This is a genomic window from Pedobacter sp. AC402, from assembly GCF_979252805.1.
This window is the reverse complement of sequence record NZ_CEEDAI010000008.1, coordinates 216,780-235,532: the sequence shown is the minus strand read 5'-3', so window position 1 is coordinate 235,532 and position 18,753 is coordinate 216,780. Positions and strand designations below refer to the sequence as shown.

Annotated in this window: 13 protein-coding genes and 2 pseudogenes; 4 read left to right on the top strand and 11 right to left on the bottom strand. The window is 38.1% G+C overall.

Translation table 11 applies throughout. The features are described 5' to 3' along the window. Positions 1-320: 320 nt before the first annotated feature. The 6 genes and pseudogenes from AC0IWE_RS10300 to AC0IWE_RS10275 form a co-directional block, all read right to left on the bottom strand. A complete protein-coding gene (locus AC0IWE_RS10300) occupies positions 321-599 on the bottom strand; it encodes an alpha-2-macroglobulin family protein (protein ID WP_471793003.1) in 279 nt (92 codons plus the stop codon). A 12-nt stretch (positions 600-611) separates the two neighbouring features. After that, the gene (locus tag AC0IWE_RS10295; RefSeq protein WP_471793002.1) at positions 612-734 is read right to left on the bottom strand and encodes a hypothetical protein; all 123 of its coding nucleotides are present in this window, start codon (positions 732-734) and stop codon (positions 612-614) included. 19 nt (positions 735-753) lie between these two features. After that, complete coding sequence (locus tag AC0IWE_RS10290; RefSeq protein ID WP_471793001.1) at positions 754-3,573, bottom strand: alpha-2-macroglobulin family protein; 2,820 nt, start codon at positions 3,571-3,573, stop codon at positions 754-756. Next, positions 3,521-4,711 (bottom strand): MG2 domain-containing protein, encoded by a 1,191-nt coding sequence (locus AC0IWE_RS10285; protein ID WP_471793000.1) that lies wholly within the window; start codon positions 4,709-4,711, stop codon positions 3,521-3,523. Before AC0IWE_RS10285 ends, AC0IWE_RS10290 begins: the two co-directional genes overlap by 53 nt. A 21-nt stretch (positions 4,712-4,732) precedes the next feature. Beyond that, positions 4,733-4,816: pseudogene (locus tag AC0IWE_RS10280) on the bottom strand (hypothetical protein); the annotation flags it as partial. Then, positions 4,807-5,922 (bottom strand): hypothetical protein, encoded by a 1,116-nt coding sequence (locus AC0IWE_RS10275; RefSeq protein WP_471792999.1) that lies wholly within the window; start codon positions 5,920-5,922, stop codon positions 4,807-4,809. The pseudogene AC0IWE_RS10280 and the gene AC0IWE_RS10275, both read right to left, overlap by 10 nt. A gap of 130 nt (positions 5,923-6,052) precedes the next feature. Here AC0IWE_RS10275 and AC0IWE_RS10270 point away from each other — a divergent pair, with 130 nt between their 5' ends. After that, positions 6,053-6,556, top strand: coding sequence for a nuclear transport factor 2 family protein (locus AC0IWE_RS10270; RefSeq protein ID WP_235526002.1), 504 nt, complete (start codon positions 6,053-6,055; stop codon positions 6,554-6,556). Between the two features lie 123 nt (positions 6,557-6,679). Here the strand turns inward: AC0IWE_RS10270 and AC0IWE_RS10265 are convergent, their stop codons facing one another. Both AC0IWE_RS10265 and topA read right to left on the bottom strand, forming a co-directional pair. Then, entirely contained in the window at positions 6,680-7,084 is a 405-nt protein-coding gene (locus AC0IWE_RS10265; RefSeq protein WP_471792998.1) for a hypothetical protein, read from the bottom strand. A gap of 83 nt (positions 7,085-7,167) precedes the next feature. After that, positions 7,168-9,733: pseudogene (gene topA, locus AC0IWE_RS10260) on the bottom strand (type I DNA topoisomerase). 582 nt (positions 9,734-10,315) lie between these two features. Here topA and AC0IWE_RS10255 point away from each other — a divergent pair. Further along, positions 10,316-10,828, top strand: a complete 513-nt coding sequence (locus AC0IWE_RS10255) for a glutathione peroxidase (protein WP_055904609.1) — start codon at positions 10,316-10,318, stop codon at positions 10,826-10,828. Between the two features lie 335 nt (positions 10,829-11,163). On the opposite strand, the gene AC0IWE_RS10250 is transcribed toward AC0IWE_RS10255, so the two are convergent. Next, positions 11,164-12,000: an MBL fold metallo-hydrolase gene (locus tag AC0IWE_RS10250; protein ID WP_471792997.1), complete on the bottom strand. Its 837-nt coding sequence runs from the start codon at positions 11,998-12,000 to the stop codon at positions 11,164-11,166. 46 nt (positions 12,001-12,046) lie between these two features. Further along, positions 12,047-12,490 carry a MarR family winged helix-turn-helix transcriptional regulator gene (locus AC0IWE_RS10245; protein WP_055904613.1) on the bottom strand — a complete coding sequence of 148 codons (444 nt, stop codon included), beginning with the start codon at positions 12,488-12,490 and terminating at the stop codon, positions 12,047-12,049. 170 nt (positions 12,491-12,660) lie between these two features. On the opposite strand from AC0IWE_RS10245, the gene AC0IWE_RS10240 reads away from it, so the two are divergent. Continuing rightward, the gene (locus AC0IWE_RS10240) at positions 12,661-13,893 is read left to right on the top strand and encodes an MFS transporter (RefSeq protein ID WP_471792996.1); all 1,233 of its coding nucleotides are present in this window, start codon (positions 12,661-12,663) and stop codon (positions 13,891-13,893) included. 182 nt (positions 13,894-14,075) lie between these two features. On the opposite strand, the gene AC0IWE_RS10235 is transcribed toward AC0IWE_RS10240, so the two are convergent. Continuing rightward, on the bottom strand, positions 14,076-15,092 hold the full coding sequence (locus tag AC0IWE_RS10235) for a LacI family DNA-binding transcriptional regulator (RefSeq protein ID WP_471793007.1): 1,017 nt from the start codon (positions 15,090-15,092) through the stop codon (positions 14,076-14,078). 472 nt (positions 15,093-15,564) lie between these two features. On the opposite strand from AC0IWE_RS10235, the gene AC0IWE_RS10230 reads away from it, so the two are divergent. Beyond that, positions 15,565-18,750 carry a SusC/RagA family TonB-linked outer membrane protein gene (locus AC0IWE_RS10230; protein WP_463493908.1) on the top strand — a complete coding sequence of 1,062 codons (3,186 nt, stop codon included), beginning with the start codon at positions 15,565-15,567 and terminating at the stop codon, positions 18,748-18,750. The last annotated feature ends 3 nt before the right edge of the window (positions 18,751-18,753 follow it).

Sequence of the window (18,753 nt, the reverse complement as noted above, 5' to 3'; positions counted from 1 at the left end):
ACGTCAGTACATTAAAATCTAGATCATTTTCTGCAAGTACCTTTGGATTTAATGCCCCTTTTAGGTAAACATAACCCATTTGGTAATTAATGTCTGATACGATTCCGGTTTTTTGTGCAGTTGGAACACAACGGAATGAGAAAAATTAAAATTGTAAATATAGTTTTCATTTTACTTATTTCTATTTATTTCGCCAAAACCGATCTTATCTTATTAAGCTGTGATTTGTATGTTGACGAATCATCAAATAGGTTTAAAGTTGTTAAATTTCGGTCCGTGGAGACACGGACCGAGGTTTATGTTTCTTTACCCAATTTATCCTACTTCACCACCTGTACCCATTTTCCTGCTTCCGTGGCTGAAATGTCATTGTTGTACATGGCTTCACATTGTACTGCCGATAAATAATACTTACCAAGATAAGAGGCATTAAGCAATACTTTATCAACCAGACCATCGCCTTCTCTTACATTGAAATAAGTGAATACTCGATCATCCCTGATATCCTGATAAGTAAATGGCGATGAAGCCAATATACTTTGGTTATCATTAACACGGGTATTGATGATTTCCCATCCCGAAGGGAAAATCTGTGTCAATTGCCATTTTGGTCATAATAGCCAGCATTCTGCCTGGATCTTGTTTACTGTTACTTCTGCATAAAAATCGGTGCCTTGCTTTAAAGTTGTTGGATCTAATACTTTACCATTTAAACGTTTGTAAGTTACGTTCATATCTAAAACCTCAGGTCGGTTAGGCGAAAAAGTTATTCTGGCCAGCCACTGGTCGTCCTTCCAAAACCAAACGAACAAACAATACATTGTTTCCGTTATTGGTTATAGAAGCTGTGTTTCCTTTAAAAGTTACTGGTGTACTGTTTAGGTATTGATTGGAATTTACAGGCCAGTTACCATCGAACACATATTGATACTGCAGTTTATTTGCGGATTGGTTTGATCCACAAAATTTAGCAATAGCCAGTAAGCTATACGCAGTTGTTTGCGTACTGTACCACGTGTTTTCGCCCAGTTTGGCGGCTAAAGGTTGTAATAAACTTGCTGCCTTGCCTTTTTGACCTAGCAAAGTTAGGGTTTCTAAAATCATAGCTTCATCACGAACGTCAGAACCATAAGTTCCGCCAAGTTGTTTATAAGCCTGGATTGAAGTATCTAAACCTCTGACCATATTTTGAGCAACATCATTTTGTCCAGCAAGTTTATATGCAGCAGCCAATCGCCATTTTGCGGCAACAGATAAGTACTCAAAAGATTTTAAGCGGTTCATTGCTGCCATTTCTGGTTTTTTAGCCAATGCCAGCATGTACAAACGATATGCTTGTGATAAATCACCGCCATAAAAATTATTACTATTAGGTGCCCAGTTTGCTGCTTTTGATTTTTGAAAGCGAAAAAGTTCATCTAAGAGGCCAACAGGCAAGGTATATCCGGCATTTTGTGCTTCAACTAAGAAATGGCCAGCGTAATTGGTTCCCCACTCGTCAGAAGTACCTTCTCCTGGCCAGTACGATAAGCCACCGTCAGTAGTTTGAAATCCCTTAATTCTATTGATCCCGGCTTTGATGTTTTTCTCAGTTGTGGCTTTTTGTTGTCCATTTAAGGGGCTTAATCTATCCAGAAATAGTTGAGGGAAAATGCCGGAAGTTGTTTGCTCAATGCAACCGTGTGGATATTGAATCAAATAACTCAATCTTTTGCCAAGGTTGATTGCCGGGATCTGAAGAAACCTCAAGTGAGCCAGTAGTTTGTTCCGGCCATGCCGATAGGTAAAGAAGTTAGCCGCCCATTTGGTATGAGGTTGTACGGTTGCCGAAACCACATTGGTTATGTAAGGATTAGGATTTCGGATGTCCATTTCCACATCATAATCTGTCCTTTCACTACCACTTTGTGCAATCACTTTTACTTTGGCAATACCAACTGTATTTGGTGCTTTAACTTCAAAATAGGCCATTTGTTCACCTGTTTGTTTATAGTAAAGCTGCTGTTTATTGTTGCCTTGCACAATTAAATTGTTTGCCTGGAGTTGAACAGAAACGTTTTTAAGGTTTTTCTCTGTAGCAAAAATTGTTACAGGAAGTGTGAAACTTTCTCCAGGGCCGATTACCCTTGGCAAAGTAGCCAAAACCATAAGGGGCTTTTTAACCTGAACAGATTTTTCTGCAAAACCGTAAGCAGCATCTTGCCCGGCAACAACCATTGCCCTAACGGCACCAATATATTGAGGTAATTTAAATTTGTGTGTTTTACTTTCGCCTTTTCCAAGAGTGAAAGGTCCCATAAATTTAACTACAGCTTTAAAACGGTTGGCTTTGGCTGGATTGAGGTTTTTGTTAATGCTACCATCACCACCTATGCTTAAAATACGTTCTAAATTTCTGCCCCATGCACCTAAAACATAATCAAATAAATCCCATGTTTTTACACCTAAGCCTTCGCGTGCGTAAAATGCGCCATGTGGATCTGGTGTTTTAAAACGGGTTAAATCCAACAAACCTTCATCTACTAATGCGATGGTATAAGTCATTGCTTTACCGTTTTGCTCGCCCACGGTAATTGTATTTTCGGTTTCCGGTTTAATTTTATCGGCCATTTTAATGGTTGGCTTTAAAATCGTTTGCGGATCTTCTACCGAAAGTGGAATAGCCCCGTACATCCTGATTGGTAAATCATTAACCGTTTGTGCATGCGGTTGCAACAAGGTAATGTTGGCAAATACATTGGGTGCCATTTCTTTTTCAGCCTTAAACTTAAATTGCGTTTGACCAGCTTTGGTATCAACCCAAAATGTTTTTAATACTCTACTTCCATTTTCAATTGAGATTAATGCCCTTCCATTTTTTCCTGTTGGGATGGTTAGCGTGATGTCTTCGCCCACAGTGAATTTTTCTTTATTGGCAGTAAAAGAGAGCATTGATGCTTCAGTGGGATTGCTGCCTTGTTCGCGCTGCGCCCATCCCGGCCAATCCACATATACAGATTTTCCGGTAACATGCCCGCCATTTACATCACGTACTAAAATCAAATACCGGCCCCATTCTGGTTCATCTACACGTAAATTCCAGCTTCCTTTTCCATTAAATAAGTTTACCTGATGAGTTTCTACCAGTTTATTGTACTGGTTTTGCGTAAAATTGGCATAAGTATTTTGATCATCCTGTTCCCACCACCAGCGCCATTGCGTTTTGTAAAGCTCTACCTGAACGGTTTTTGTGCCACTCAACAGCTTTCCATCGGTATTAACATTTACTATTTCAATTTTATGATCTTTTCCTGTAACCAGCATACCGCTTAAACGATCGCCTTTTTCAGGTTTAATACCCAAATAACTATTGTATACGTGATATGGAATGCTAAAATTATCGATGCTGAAATTGCCTCCCGGTTCAAAAACTTTAGTGGTGAAATTTGCTCTTAATACGCCCGGAGCAGTATTATTTTCGTTTAAATTGGTGTTAATCTGGGCAGTACCATTTTGGTTTAGTGTGCCTTCAAAAATGGTTTTAACCTGCGATTCTGAAGTTAACTGTTGGGTTATCGAAACTGAAACCTTCAAAACCTTTGAACTTCGTTTCTGTAGTATTTAAATTTACGTCAACCTTTGCTTTTAAATTTTGCGCAACCGCACCAAACAGCCATTTGGCCGATAGGGTGGCGGCTGATGTGCCTGCACTCAGATAAGGTTTGTTGCCAACATTGAAATCAATTTTCAAACGGTTTGGCATTACCGTTTCAATTTTTAAAGTTTTAGTAAATGTGGCTCCGCCAGCTTTAACTTTCGCCATCCAGTTTCCGGTAGGAGCGGTAGATTCGGTAGCTGTTTTGAAGGTGTAAAATCCATTCAATGGTTTTCCGTTGATCAATCTTTTATACAATTGACCTTTTGGATTATAAAATTCCATTGTTACCGGATAATTGGCAGGAAGTTTTTTCAGTTTATCTTCCAAAACGAAAGAAACAAATAAACTATCGCCTGGTCGCCAAACACCACGTTCGCCATAAATAAAACCTTTTAAACCGCTTTGAACAACATCTCCGCCTACATCAAATCTGCTCAATGGAAGCGAACTTCCATCATCAAGTTTTAGGTAACCACGTTCTGAACCATTTTTGGCAATTAATAAAAAGGGTTGACGCTTGAGATCGAAACTAGCAAAGCCATCTCCATCTGTTTTGGTAGTGAAGATAATTTGTTTCTGGTAGTCCATCAACTCCAGGTTAACCCCGCTTAATGGTTTGGCTGTAAGTAAATCTGTAGCAATTATAAGCATGCTGTTATCATTGCCACGCTTGGCCACTAAGCCAATGTTCGAAGCAATTAAGTTTCTACTCGCCCAGCGCTGGTTGGTATAAAATGATGGTGTACATGGATTGTCTTTATCATTCCACCTGTAATTTTCAGGGTAATAATTGTTGTAGCGTTGCCAAAAATCATCGTCTTCATCAATTTTTTCACCGTAGCCATCATATTCACCATACTCATCACTACTTTCATCAGTTTTTTCGTCTGCTGATCCAGCTTTACAATTGTAAGCATTATACTCCTGCCTGAAAGCGATGGTAACGCGGTACATTGCGCCTGGCTCAGTTCGGATCATTTTATCCAAATCAAGCGTAAAACGGTTCTTTTTATGGAGATTAAGTGCTTTATCCTCGTCTAAACGTATTGTTTTTTGTAAAATTGGTTTTGCCACCCTACGCAACTCATTTGCATCTTTATAGCTATTCGTTTGAAAAAACTGTGGGATGTTATTTTCATATATCTTAATTACCGTTACATCAACGGCTTTTAAGTTAATGGCCTCAAAAGGTAAAACAAGTTTGCCCGAATTGGGTAAAATGGTTCCTGCGCTTCTGCAATGGTTACAGCAGGTAATTTATCTTCGAAAACAAGATTGATGACCTTGCCGTTAGGAAGTGTTTTTGCATTAATATTTTCTACACCTGCATTTACACTTAAATTATAATTGCCTTTTAATTCTTCATTTGCATAAACCTTAACCTGACTGGCATCAATCGTATACCTTAAATCGCTCAGGTTACCGAGGGTAATCATCCCTGTTAAATCCTGGCCTACACCAATTGGCTCAGAGAATTGTACCAATGCATAATCTTCTTCACCTTGTATGGCTTTTATATCCAGTATTTCGAATTTATTGATGGCCGGAACGCGGATCTCTATCTCACCTTTTTGATCAGCATCAATGGCATCACCATCCCAATCAATTTTTAAGTTCTGATCATTACCTGTTTTTTTAATGCTATCGATGGTGAATTTTGAAGAGTTTTTTGCAGGATCATGCTGCCATTTAATTTTTAACTTCTGGTCGAAATCCAAGGAGATAGTTTTTTCAATTTTTGCAGTTTCTTCAGCATCAGCGGTAGCCACTTCGCCGATTAATTTCATGTAATCTAAAGCAGTATTATTTTGCGAAACCAGTCCGTTTTGAGAAAGCATGATTCCGGGCGTAATTACCTTAAATTCAAAGTCGAAATCTTCAAGGCCCTTTTCGGTATCAGAAACTTCTGATAATTTAAATGTAGCCTCGTAATTTTTACCAGGTTTGAGGTTTTCGTCGGGTCTGAACTCAACAGTTTGCGGATCTATCCAATAGGTTTTACCCGAGATAGAAGGGGAGAAGTCGAAAAGTTCGCGCGTGTCTGCCTTGCCCAAATCCTGCATACCTGTAGCTGCATTGGCCAGGTGAACCCTGATAAAGCTCTTTTTTGAAATCGTTCCGGAGGTGTAAGCTTCAATATATTTTGCATAAGCCTGATTTTCTTCATGACTTTTTTTCTTTCTATTGAAATAGATAAATACAATCGCCGCTATAGAAACAGCAAGTAATCCGATGAAAATAAATTTCTTTTTAGAGGAAGATTGGTAGGTAGATGGTTGTTCCATGGATGAAATTCGTTAAGATAAATGTAATATAGTGGTGAAGTGAAAGCAATAAATGTGTCGCAATTATCTTTTATAGTCAAAACCCTATATTCTCTCCGAAAATAAACTAAAATTAACGTTAAAATAAATTATGTTGAAAATTAACGCTTATGGTTTGTTCCTTTGCATGGATTTGGATAAGTTTACAACATTAACCCCTATACAACCAGATATGATAAAGAAACTCTTGATTTTTTCGAGCCTGTTAATTTCGACCAGTTTTTGTTTTGCGCAAAAAACTGATGTTGAGGATGCCGTAAGCAAATTAACCAAACTGATGGTTACACCGGATAGCTTGGCACTTGATAAAATGATCTTGAATAACCTAAGCTATGGTCATTCCAGTGGAAAGATTCAAACCAAGCAGGAATTTATGCATTCGTTACTTTCTGGAGAGTCAGATTTTGTGGATATTAATTTAACTGATCAGACCGTTGTTGTTCAAAATAAAACAGCGCTGGTTCGTCATACATTAAACGCCAAAACAAATGATAAAAATGTTCCTGGAAATGTGAAATTATATATTCTTTTGATCTGGAGTAAAGAAAAAGCTGGCTGGAAACTAATTGGCAGACAAGCGGTTAAGGTGCCTTAGGTTAGTTTGGAGTTTATAGTTTGGAGTTCTCAGTTTTGGATGCAGAACTGGCGATAGTACTAAAGTTGTAGGCTTAAAATTTGTGAGGAAGTGACTCCAAACTCACCACTCAAAACTCCCAACTTACTTAATCATCACTCCTGGTCGGTTCACCAACGGAATTTTAATTAGATTAGAATCGATGATGCTTTCAGGAAGGAAAATAAATTTTTTGTCGTAAATGGTACTGCCGATGTAATAACTCAGCCAGTATTCATTAGTTAAACCAAATACTTCCGGATCTATAGCTTCAACTCCTGCAAACGAATTTGCCTTCATATCGCCAACGAAATGCCTTAAAACAGAAGTTTTTACCTGCTTTCCATCTTTTTCTCCGTAACCTTTAGAGCTGATTAAAACATTGGTTATCGGTTCGCTTTTTAAGTTGATGAGGTATACCGTCCAGCTTGTTACTTCAGGTGTTTCGCCCATCAATACCACAGCCATTGCAATATCTTCAACTATATTTTCTGGTAAATCTGATTTCATAACCATTATTCAACGTCATGCTCAACTCGTTTCAGCCTCTTTAGTTAATCAGCTGTAATAAATTCAGAGTGACGATACTCAGTTTATTTCTTCTTCGCTACGGCTTTTTTTGCTGGCGCAGCTTTTTTCTTTGCAGGTGCTTTTTTCTTTGTTTCGAAAGCGTTAGGTACCTGCTCAACAATCATTTTCTTAACAACTTCCAAATCAATATCTGCCAATTCTTCTGGCGTATATTTTTGTTTAGTGGCTTCATTGTATCTCAATTTTAGCATCAATTTGCCAAAACGGATAAATGGTCCCCAACGTCCGTTTTCGATAGAAATTTTTTCAGCATCCCATGTTTTAATAAAACGGTTGGCCTCTTTTTCTACTTTTTTTCCAATTAAAGTATTGATATCTTCCTGTGATAGGTTATCAAAATCGTATCCTTTAGCAGGAATATTAATAAATAGGTCATTCCATTTGATAAACGGACCAAAGCGGCCTTTACCTTTTGTTACACCTAAACCTTCATAGTAAGCAATAGGCGCATCATCATCCATTTTCTGTTTGATAATTTCAACAGCCCTGTCATAGGTTACCGATAAAGGCTCCTCATTTTTTGGAAGCGAAATAAAACTTTCTCCCCATTTTACGTAAGGGCCAAAACGACCAACGCCGATTATCACCTCTTTGCCTTCATAATCAGGTAGTTGGAAAGGAAGTTTAAAAAGTTCCAAGGCATCATCAAGCGTAATTGTGGCTACAGATTGGCTGCGCATTAAACTGGCGTAACGCGGTTTTTCTTCCTCATCAAGCTCACCAATCTGAACTAGCGGGCCGAATTTACCAACCTTTGTGTATACATTTTTGCCCGTTGCAGGGTCTAAACCCAATAAACGTTCGCCTGTAGCACGTTCGGCAGTTTCTAAAGTGGTTTCTACTTCGGTATGAAAAGGGCTGTAGAAAGAATGAAGCATTTTGGTCCATTCCTGTAAACCTTGTGCAATTTCATCAAATTCCTTCTCCACTTTTGCCGTGAAGTTAAAATCTACAATCCCTTTAAAATGCTCTACTAAGAAATCGTTCACCACCTCACCAATATCCGTAGGGAAAAGTTTCGATTTCTCCGCTCCGGTAATTTCAGATTTAATCTCTTTACTAACCTTACCGTCGGCTAAAACAATCGCCGTAAATTTTCTTTGTTTACCATCTCTATCTTCTTTAACTACATAACCACGGTTTTGAACCGTAGAAATGGTTGGCGCATAAGTAGATGGACGGCCAATGCCCAGTTCTTCTAATTTCTTAACCAAACTGGCTTCTGTATATCTTGCCGGCGGACGTGAATAACGTTCCGTTGCCTGCATTTCTTTTAAAAATAATTCTTGTCCTTTGGCTAAAGGAGGTAAAATTGCACCGCCTTCTTTTTCTTCGTTTTCTTCATCATCTGTCGATTCTAAATAAACTTTTAAAAAGCCATCGAACTTTAATACTTCACCTTCGGCAACTAAATGCTCTTTACGTGTTGAAGCAGTAATTTGAGCAGTTGTTTTTTCAAATAAAGCCTCGCTTCATCTGCGATGCGATTGATCGTTTCCAGATCAGGTCATATAACCTTTTTTCCGAAATATCGCCATCTACGCTATGTCTGTCAAAATAAGTTGGGCGAATGGCTTCGTGGGCTTCTTGCGCACCAGCAGATTTTGTTCTGTAAACGCGGTGCTGGTGGTATTTGTCACCATAAGCTGATTTAATCTCCGCTGCAGCAGCATTTAATGCCGTTTCCGATAAGTTAACAGAATCGGTTCTCATATAAGTAATCTTACCAGCCTCATACAACCGTTGCGCAACCTGCATGGTTCTGGCCACAGAAAAACCTAATTTTCTTGAAGCTTCCTGTTGCAGGGTAGAAGTGGTAAATGGTGCAGCAGGGTTACGCTTTGCCGGGCGGGTTTCTAAACTGGTAATGTCGAATTTCGCATTTGCACAATCTTGAAGGTATTTTTCAGCATCAGCCTCACTTTCAAAACGCTGCGGCAACTCTGCCTTAACCGTTTCTTTTCCTTTTCCGGTAGAAAACTGTGCAGTTATTTTATAGGCAGCGGCTGCGTTAAAGTTTAAAACCTCTCTTTCTCTGTCTACAATTAAACGTACGGCTACCGATTGTACACGGCCGGCAGATAATGATGGCTTTACTTTTTTCCATAAAACTGGAGAAAGTTCGAAACCCACCAAACGATCCAGTACACGGCGTGCCTGTTGTGCATTTACGAGGTTATAATCGATACCGCGTGGACTATCAATTGCTTTTAATATTGCAGGTTTAGTAATTTCATGAAAAACGATGCGTTTAGTTTTCTCCACTTTTAGGCCTAAAGTTTCGAATAAATGCCATGAAATTGCTTCCCCTTCGCGGTCTTCATCGGATGCTAGCCATACCATTTCGGCTTCCTTGGCTAGTTTTTTCAATTCGGCAACAACATTTTTTTTGTCGGCCGGTACTTCGTAGGTCTGGGCAAAATCATTCTTAATATCAATAGCCATATCACCTTTAACTAAATCCCGAATGTGGCCATAGCTAGATTTCACAAGGAAATCTTTACCTAGGTAGCCTTCTATAGTTTTAGCTTTTGCGGGTGACTCGACGATTAATAAATTTTTGGCCATGAAATACGTTTTTGTGCAAATAAAGCTATAATTAAAGCATAAATCCAAACCTAGGGAAAATTTAATACATTTTTTTTTTTGAAAGGTTGCCGATATATGGCGATTTCCTGTTGATTTTAATGTGATTTTAATCTTTTTTGTTTTTTGGAAAGCAAAAGCATTAATAAATATGGAAGCTTCATCCCGGCCTTTGCTACAAATCCTTAACCTCGTTCCTCCGTCTGCGGGTTTTCCGCTTCGGTCGGGTTTAGGTGGCTTATAAAATGCTGCTATGAACGTTTTAATAGCGTGGTGCTTAGCAGAAGAGGTTAACGGGCAGATGCTTAGTTAATTAAACCCGATTGCAGCGAACATACCGATTTTTCATCGGTATAAAGTGTAAAGCGGGATTGCATGCCGCCAAGATTCACAATGCTTTCGTTTCCTAATCAAAAAATACTGCTTATTTGAGGAAGGCTAATCACTTTTCTTCCGATTCTCAAAACGCTGAGCTCTTTAATTACCTATATGATATAATTTACAGGGACATTACATCAACACAACCAATTTAAACCTATATTCGTATATAAAAATAAAAGAACGATGATCAGCACAATTTTAATCCTATTAAACTTATTGGTATCACCGCCAAAAAATGTTTACGATTTCAGCTTTAAAACCATTGATGGTAAAGAAATTAAACTATCGAAATTTAAAGGCAAAAAAATCTTAATTGTCAATACTGCTTCTAAATGTGGTTTTACTCCTCAATATGAAGATTTGGAAAAACTGCAGAAACAATATGGTAAAAAGGTAGTTCTAATCGGTTTTCCGGCTGGTAACTTTGGTGGCCAGGAGTTTTCTACCAATGCAGAAATTAAAGAATTTTGCACCGGAAAGTACAATGTTTCTTTTTTACTTGCAGAGAAAAGCAGTGTAAAAGGTGATGACATCAGTCCGCTGTTTAAATATTTAACTTCTCAAACCAATACAGAGGAGCAGGGCGAAATTAAATGGAATTTTGAGAAATTTTTAATTAACGAAAAAGGAGAACTGGTACACCGTTTCCGTTCTAAAACAAAACCTACTGACGAGGCAATTGTGAAAAACCTGTAGGCATTAAGCAAATAAATAAACGGCTTTATGCTGTTTGTATCAAATATAAAAGGTAAGATGCATTGGTCATTTTACCTTTTTTTATGCCCAATAAAGTGTGTGCTGAAAAATTTTGGGCAAGAGAAAGGGGCTTAAATCCATAAGCCCCAATTAAACCAAACAAACTATTTATGAAGTATATATATAACGCCCTGCTTGATTAAAATGTTTTTATAAAATTGAAAATTTTTTGTGTTGATTATAACCAAAAATCAAAATGTACGCTTAGATGCATTTTTTTTAGGCAAAGCGAGATAATTTTTAACAAATTGCTGTTGGTTTTTGACTTTAAGATGTTAAAATAAGTTCAACTGCTCGGGTTGATATAAGCCTGGATCGAAACTGTACGTTAATACCGGGTTTTGACTGTTGCTAACATAATACACTTCAGTTTCCTGATGCCTTGATGCTACTTTTACAAAAGTATCTCCAGCAACGTTTTTAAAAAGCTTTTCAACCAGTTCGGGGTCGTTATTATCTTTCGATAAGTGGCTCAATAAAAGGTGACTAAGGTAAGGTGCTTTATGGTTGGTAAAAAGCTCAAGGGCCTGCTCGTTACTGAGGTGACCGTGGCCGCTCATAATCCGCCTTTTCAAAAAATAAGGATAGCTGCCATTCTGAAGCATTTGCGTATCATAATTGGCTTCTAAAAAAGCTGCATGGCAGTTTTTGAAATGGGTAATCAAACGATCGCATACTGAGCCGATGTCGGTAAAAATGCCAACCCTTACATCATTGCATTCTACCGTAAAACTATATGGATCTGCAGCATCATGAAATTTAGAAAACGCAGATATCTTTAAACCGCCAATCTGGATATGCTGTAAATGATTTAGCGGGTGCGTGTTGTTTTCATTTAAAATTAAGCGACTGCTTTTTAATGTTGCAGTGCTAATGTAAACCGGAAGGTGGTATTTTTTAGCAAAAACAGCTAAACCTTTAATGTGGTCGCTGTGCTCATGAGAAATAAAAATGGCTTTTATTTTATGGATTGATAAACCTAATCGGTCCATTCGTTTTTCTACTTCTTTACAGGTTAGGCCAACATCAATCAACACCGCTTCATTATCGTTGCCCACATAGTAACAATTGCCGTTACTACCCGAATTTATAGATGTAAAATATAGTGCCATTTTGAAGCTGCAAGATAAGGCTTATTTGGCGAAAGAGAAAAGAAAACTATACCCTTACGCCGTTGTACTCTACCAGGCGTGATAGTAAAGGAAGGAAAGCCTGAATCAGGTTAATTTCTTCTGAAGAAAATATTTTTTCCATGGTTTGTACCAACCATTCTTCTTTTATTTTTCTACTGGCAATAATGTGTTTTTCGCCAAGTTTGGTAAGGCCGATAAAAACTTTACGTTTATCCTCTTCGCTGGGAAACCGTTCTACGCATTTTGCATCAAACAACCGGTTAATAATTTGTGAGATGGCTTGTTTAGATACCCTTTCAAGATCGGCCAGTTCGGTTGATAACATTTTGCCATGCTGCTCCAATAACGACATTGTTAACAATTCTGCATTGCTAAATTCGGAACTAACGTTTTGTTTACGCAGTTGCCTGGTTAAGCGGGTAACGGTGCTCCTTAATTTTGCGGCAATTTCTTGTGTTTGAGTAGGCATATTAATGGTAAATAAACTTTACAAATATAATGTTTTAATTTTATAGTAAATGATCACGAGTTTAAATTAGTGCGCTAATTATGATTTTAAATTGATAAAACTATTCATTTTAGCCTTTTCCATTACGTTATAAATATCTACTTTTGTAAAGTTACTTTACTAATTTAAACATGAGCATATTTCGTTCGCTAAGGCATTACAATTACAGGTTATTTTTTACAGGTCAGGCTATTTCATTAATTGGCACGTGGATGCAGCGTGTAGCCATCAGCTGGTTGGTTTACCGCTTAACAGGGTCGGCTTTTTTGTTGGGTTTAATTACATTTTTAAGTTTAATCCCTTCACTGGTGCTTGCACCTTATGCCGGCAGCTATGTAGATAGGCATAACAAGTATAAAATACTGGTAATTACGCAGGTAATTTTAATGTTGCAAGCTGGTGCACTGGCCTTAATGATTTGGTTTAAAGTATACGATATGTTCTGGATAGCAGCACTTTCACTGGTGCAGGGCTTGGTGAATGCTTTTGATGTAACTGCGCGACAATCGTTAATGGTAAATTTAATTGATGATAAAGAAGATTTACCAAATGCGATTGCACTTAACTCTTCGATGTTTAATGCTGCAAGATTAATCGGGCCTGCATTGGCCGGTGTAATTCTAAGTACATTGGGTGAGGATATTTGTTTCCTGATTAATTTTGTAAGTTTTATTGCCGTATTGGGCTGTATGGTAATGATGAAACTAAAACTTACCATACCTCAAAAATCAAAAGAAAATATCTGGATCGACCTTAAAAAAGGGTACGATTACTTAAAATCATCACCAGATTTGGCTTCGATGGTACTAATGATGGCTGCTTCGAGTTTATTGGTAATCCCTTTTACAACGTTACTGCCTGTTTTTGCTAAAGATATTTTTAATGGAAATGCCACAACCTTTGGCTGGTTTGAAAGTGCAGCTGGCTTTGGTGCTTTTTTTGGTGCAATTTATATGGCTACTTTGAAAGCAAATCAGAATTTGCAAAAAATTGTAATGATGTCGGGTATTTTGTTGGCAGTTGCTGTTGTGGCCCTGGCTATTTCACCATCTTTAATACTGGCTTTAATTTGTACCGGTTTGGCAGCTTTGGGTTTAATGGCGCAAACCTCATCCATAAATACTTATTTACAAACACATGCCGACGATTTAATGAGGGGAAGAACATTAAGTTATTACATTATGGCTTACCAGGGTGTATTGCCGATTGGGAGTTTATTAATGGGTTATTTAGCGCATATTTTCGGTACACAGGTTGTAGTGGCCTTTGAAGGGGTTGCAGGTTTGTTAATAGTGGCTGCATTTGTATATAATGAAAACCGCCGCAATCAGTTGAAGAATAAGTTTTCATTATTAGGTAGTTAGATCATCATGTAAGTTTATTTTCATTTTCTTAACTACCTTAACGTTTAAATGCCGGATAATTAATAAGGTTTTAGTCACCATTTAGGAGTTAAGTGATATTAAGTTTGGTGCAAATGGTTTACAGCAGATTTTAAAATAGTAGGTTAAAACGCTACACCCCAGCCGCTACACGCTACCTGCATTTACCCGTGCACAATCAGCTTACAATCTACCATCACTTTTTGGTAATTCTGGATATCAATTTCCTTATTAATCAGCTGGAGCAATAATTTAATGGCATTTTCGCCCACCGATTCCGGATTTTCTTCAATTGAAGCAATAGGAGGGGAATCAAGATAACTGATAAAAGAGGTATTGCCAAAACCTATGCATTCAATTTCGTTAAAGTTTGGGTGGTTTATTGATCGGAGGTACTTTATTGCATCAAACAAAATGGGTTCTTTAAAGGCAACCAAAGCTGTTGGCATATTAGCTGGATTGGCAAACAGATGCTGGATTGCTGAAACGGTATTTTCTTTATCAAAATCGGTATAAGCCACCAATTCAGATGAAAAAGGCACCTGGTTATCTTTTAACGCATTAATGTATCCATTAAAACGGTCATGCGTAAAATTAATCATCTTTGGTCCGCCCAAATACGCTATTTTTTTATGCCCCCTGTCTATTAAAAACTTTGTTGCCTGGTAACAGCCCTGGAAGGTATTGCCCAATACTTTATGGCAGCTTAAGTTAAAACTAGGGTTTCGGGTATAATAAACTACCGGAATGCCCATGTTTTCGAATTGATCGAGGTGGGCAAAATCCTGTGTATTTTTAGAAATGGCTACTATTAAACCATCCACACGACTGCGTAACAACATGTTGGCCGATTGAATTTCTTTTGCAAGGTCATCATGCGATTGACTGATAATTACATTATATCCATTTTGAGTGGCAAACTGTTCAACCCCGTATATGCTTCTGGTAAAAAAATGATCAAGCAGGTTTGGTAAGATGATACCGATAATGCGAGATTTTTTTTCCTTTAAGTTGATGGCAGATTTATTGGGTGTAAAATGCAGATCGCGAGCCATTTCCTGCACACGTTTTTTGGTGTACTCATTAATGGTTGGGTAGTTGTTCAGGGCTTTTGATACTGTTGATACTGACATCTTTAACTTTTCAGCCAAGAACTTAAGTGTAACAGGGGTATTATTCATCATCTTTTCCAATCTCAATGCATAGATAAGAAAAAAAATGCAATTATTTCAAACGTTTGAAATGTAGTTTCAATGGATTTTATAGCGTTTTAGGCTATTTAAAAACACTTTTATCTTTCAAGCTTTTCTAAATTCGTTACCGCTAACACAAACTAACCAAATAAACATGATCAAATCATCACAAACCAATTTCAGTTTAAAAAGGGCTTTAACTGAAGTGCCAGGTTTAGTTGAAAAAACTAAATCGTTTTGTCTCCAAAATATTACGTTTTCAAGGCAAAATCGTATAATTCTCAAAATGCCTGAGGCAGTTTAAAAAAACAACAATTTTCTGAGTGCCGACCCGATAACGCTGAGCAATACCTAAGAAATTTTTTTCTCTGATTTTTGACTGATTCTCCTTGAATTACAGTCGTTCAGTATGAAGTATGCATTAAATTTTTACCAAATAGATTTAATATTTATAATAATTATGGATAAACTTTACAATTTGAGCCGCACTTTTACCTGTGTTGGGTTTGCGAAAATCCAATGGTCAAAGGTGCGCTATACCTTAACCTTTCTTTTCCTCCTCAGTTCCTGTTTCTCTGCTTTTGCGCAAACAACAGTAACAGGTGTGGTTAAGGATAACAAAGGAATTACTTTGCCGGGTGTGAGTGTTAGGGTTAAAGGCACCACAGTTGGGGCAGTAACCGATAATGATGGAAAATTTTCAATCAAAGCAGCAGAAACTGCAACCCTAACCTTTACTTATGTTGGTTATGTAAATAAAGAGGTTGCGGTAAATGGCAAAAATACCCTAACCATTGTTTTAGAAGATAACTCTCAGGGATTGGATGAGGTAGTTGTGGTTGGTTACGGTGCGCAGAAAAAATCTACCTTAACTGGTGCTATTGCACAGATCAGTTCGGAGGAGATTATGAAATCGCCAACTCCAAACCCTACCAATAGTTTAATTGGTCGCTTACCAGGCTTATTGGCCGTACAAACTAGCGGACAGCCCGGTGCGGATGGTGCCCAGCTAAAGGTTAGGGGTGTTGCAACCTACGGGGCCAACAATGCGGCTATTGTGGTGGTTGATGGGGTAGAAAGGCCGAGTTTTTCGGATGTGGATGCAAGTGAAATAGAAACCATCACGGTATTAAAAGATGCGGCATCTACTGCTATTTATGGTATTCGTGGTGCAAACGGTATTATTGTAATTACCACCAAACAAGGTAAAATTGGTGCTCCAAAGGTAACCTATACCGGTAATTATGCCTTGCAAACCTATACTGGTTTAGCTGTAGGATTGCCAGCGCTTGAAAGTGCGATCTTGTTAAACCAATCGTACACTAATGATAACAAGCCAGTATTTTTTACTGATGCTGAAATCCAGAAATTCAGGGATAAATCAGATCCGATAGGTTATCCTGATGTGCAATGGTTCGATTATTTAACCAAAAAATATTATTCGCAAACGCAGCACAACATCAACATCAGTGGTGGAACTAAAGTGGCCAAATATTTTGTTTCGGCAGGTTACGCCTTTCAGGATGGTATTTTTAAAAAGTTCGATTCACCATATGGGATCAATACAGTTCCAAATTACAACCGTTACAATTTCCGTTCGAACGTAGATTTAACGCTGAATAAGGATTTTACTGTTGGAATTAAACTGGGCGGCCGTTTTGCCGATCGTTATCAGCCGGCAGGTTTAAGGTCATCATCTGCTTTCTCTTACGATACGATTGAAGGAATGATTTCGCGGATATTGCAGGTTCCTGCTTATGCTTATCCGGTTACTTTGCCTGATGGCAGAATTACTGCAAACCCTAATGTGGGTACAAATATCTGGAATCCTTATGCTGTTTTAACGCGTTTTGGAACCCGAAATGATGATAACAATACCATCGAAAGTACTTTTAACCTCAATTATAAATTGGGCTTTATTACCAAAGGTTTAGGCTTTAAAACAGTTTTCGGTTATGATTCTTATTACAACAATATCGAAAGAAGAAATGCAAACTGGGCTGCTTATGTATATAACCCAGCAACTGGTGAGGCTACTTTATCAACCGATACCCGCAACCGTGATGAGCCTTTAGGTGCGGTGCAGGATGGTGGCGTTACTGAAGGGAGTACCAACATGAATATCCAATCGGGATTTGATTATAACCGCGATTTTGGAAAACACAATGTAAGTGCTTTATTATTGGGCACCAGGCAGTTAATAAAATCTACAGGATCTACTGCATTTACCGCTCCTCCAAAAGCTTCGCAAGGTGTTGCAAGCAGGGTAACTTATAATTATGATGAGCGTTATTTTGCAGAATTCAATGCTTCTTATAATGGATCAGAAAACTTTGCAGCAGGCTTGCGTTATGGGTTTTTCCCGGCAGTTTCGGCAGGGTGGACATTAACCAATGAGCCTTTCTGGAAGAAAAACGATATCCTATCTTACTTTAAAATCAGGGGTAGTTATGGTTTGGTTGGTAACGACAGGATTTCGGATAGCCGTTTCTTATTTTTAACCAGTTACTCAACTTATACCACAACAACAGCTGGTGGGCAGGTAACTCCATTTGGAAATCCTAACTCCATAACCAATTATCCAACAATTCTAATCAGAGATCCCCAGTTTTTTGGGGCTACAGGAAACGATCTCGGAAACCCAATTGTAACCTGGGAAACCGGAACCAAACGCAACATCGGTTTTGAGGCGCGTTTATTTAAAGATAACTTAAAAGTAACGGCAGATTTGTTTGACGAAACCCGGAGAGATATTTTAACACCATCATTAAGTGGTTCTGCACTTTATGGCCATACGTATCCAAACTTTAACAGAGGGATTGTATACAATAAAGGTTACGAAGTAGAATTTGATTACCAAAAACAGATAGGCAGCATTACCCTTGGTTTAAATGCACAGTTAAGTTATGCCAAAAATAAGATAGTAGAAAACGATGAACCAGATGGCCTGCCGGCTTCATTGGTAAGAAAAGGAGCAAGTGTTGGCCAGTTTTTTGGATATGTAACAGATGGTTTCTACCAATCGGCCGCAGATATTGCTGCTTCACCAAAATTACAGGGCTACCTGCCAATACCGGGCGATTTAAAATTTAAAGATTTAGATGGTGATGGCATTGTTACCAGTTTAGATCAGAAAGCCATTGGCCATACCAATACCCCAGAGTACATTTATAGTTTTAGTCCACGTGTTTTATACAAAGGATTTTCACTTTCGGTGTTATTTCAGGGAGTTGGTAATGTAAGTTCCAATGTTATTTTGAACGAGCAGAACAACGGGCAACAGATGTATCCTTTTATGCTCGATTCATGGACACCTGCCACGGCAGCAACAGCAACCTGGCCAATTATCCATGCCAGGGGAACTGCATCATTAAATTATGCTTTAAACGATTTTACTTTACAAAATTCTGCTTACCTCAAAATCAGAAACGTAGAATTTGCCTGGAATTTACCAAAAGAATGGGCCACTGCATTGAAGTTAAGCAATGTGAGGGTATTTGTGCAGGGGCAGAATCTTTACACCTGGACCAAGTATAAATTTTATACCGATCCTGAAAACGTAAACACGATAAATACCGCTTTCCCATTGCAATCAATTTATCCTACTTCAAAGGTGTACAATTTTGGTTTAAACGTTCAATTCTAAGAT

Bases quoted from the DNA above. Each gene is read 5' to 3' on its own strand.
- AC0IWE_RS10295 (WP_471793002.1), bottom strand. From the start codon at position 734: ATGAACGTAACTTACAAACGTTTAAATGGTAAAGTATTAGATCCAACA.
- AC0IWE_RS10240 (WP_471792996.1), top strand. From the start codon at position 12,661: ATGAGCATATTTCGTTCGCTAAGGCATTACAATTACAGGTTATTTTTT.
- AC0IWE_RS10255 (WP_055904609.1), top strand. From the start codon at position 10,316: ATGATCAGCACAATTTTAATCCTATTAAACTTATTGGTATCACCGCCA.
- AC0IWE_RS10265 (WP_471792998.1), bottom strand. From the start codon at position 7,084: ATGAAATCAGATTTACCAGAAAATATAGTTGAAGATATTGCAATGGCT.
- AC0IWE_RS10275 (WP_471792999.1), bottom strand. From the start codon at position 5,922: ATGGAACAACCATCTACCTACCAATCTTCCTCTAAAAAGAAATTTATT.
- AC0IWE_RS10230 (WP_463493908.1), top strand. From the start codon at position 15,565: ATGGATAAACTTTACAATTTGAGCCGCACTTTTACCTGTGTTGGGTTT.
- AC0IWE_RS10250 (WP_471792997.1), bottom strand. From the start codon at position 12,000: ATGGCACTATATTTTACATCTATAAATTCGGGTAGTAACGGCAATTGT.
- AC0IWE_RS10245 (WP_055904613.1), bottom strand. From the start codon at position 12,490: ATGCCTACTCAAACACAAGAAATTGCCGCAAAATTAAGGAGCACCGTT.
- AC0IWE_RS10235 (WP_471793007.1), bottom strand. From the start codon at position 15,092: ATGAATAATACCCCTGTTACACTTAAGTTCTTGGCTGAAAAGTTAAAG.
- AC0IWE_RS10270 (WP_235526002.1), top strand. From the start codon at position 6,053: ATGTTGAAAATTAACGCTTATGGTTTGTTCCTTTGCATGGATTTGGAT.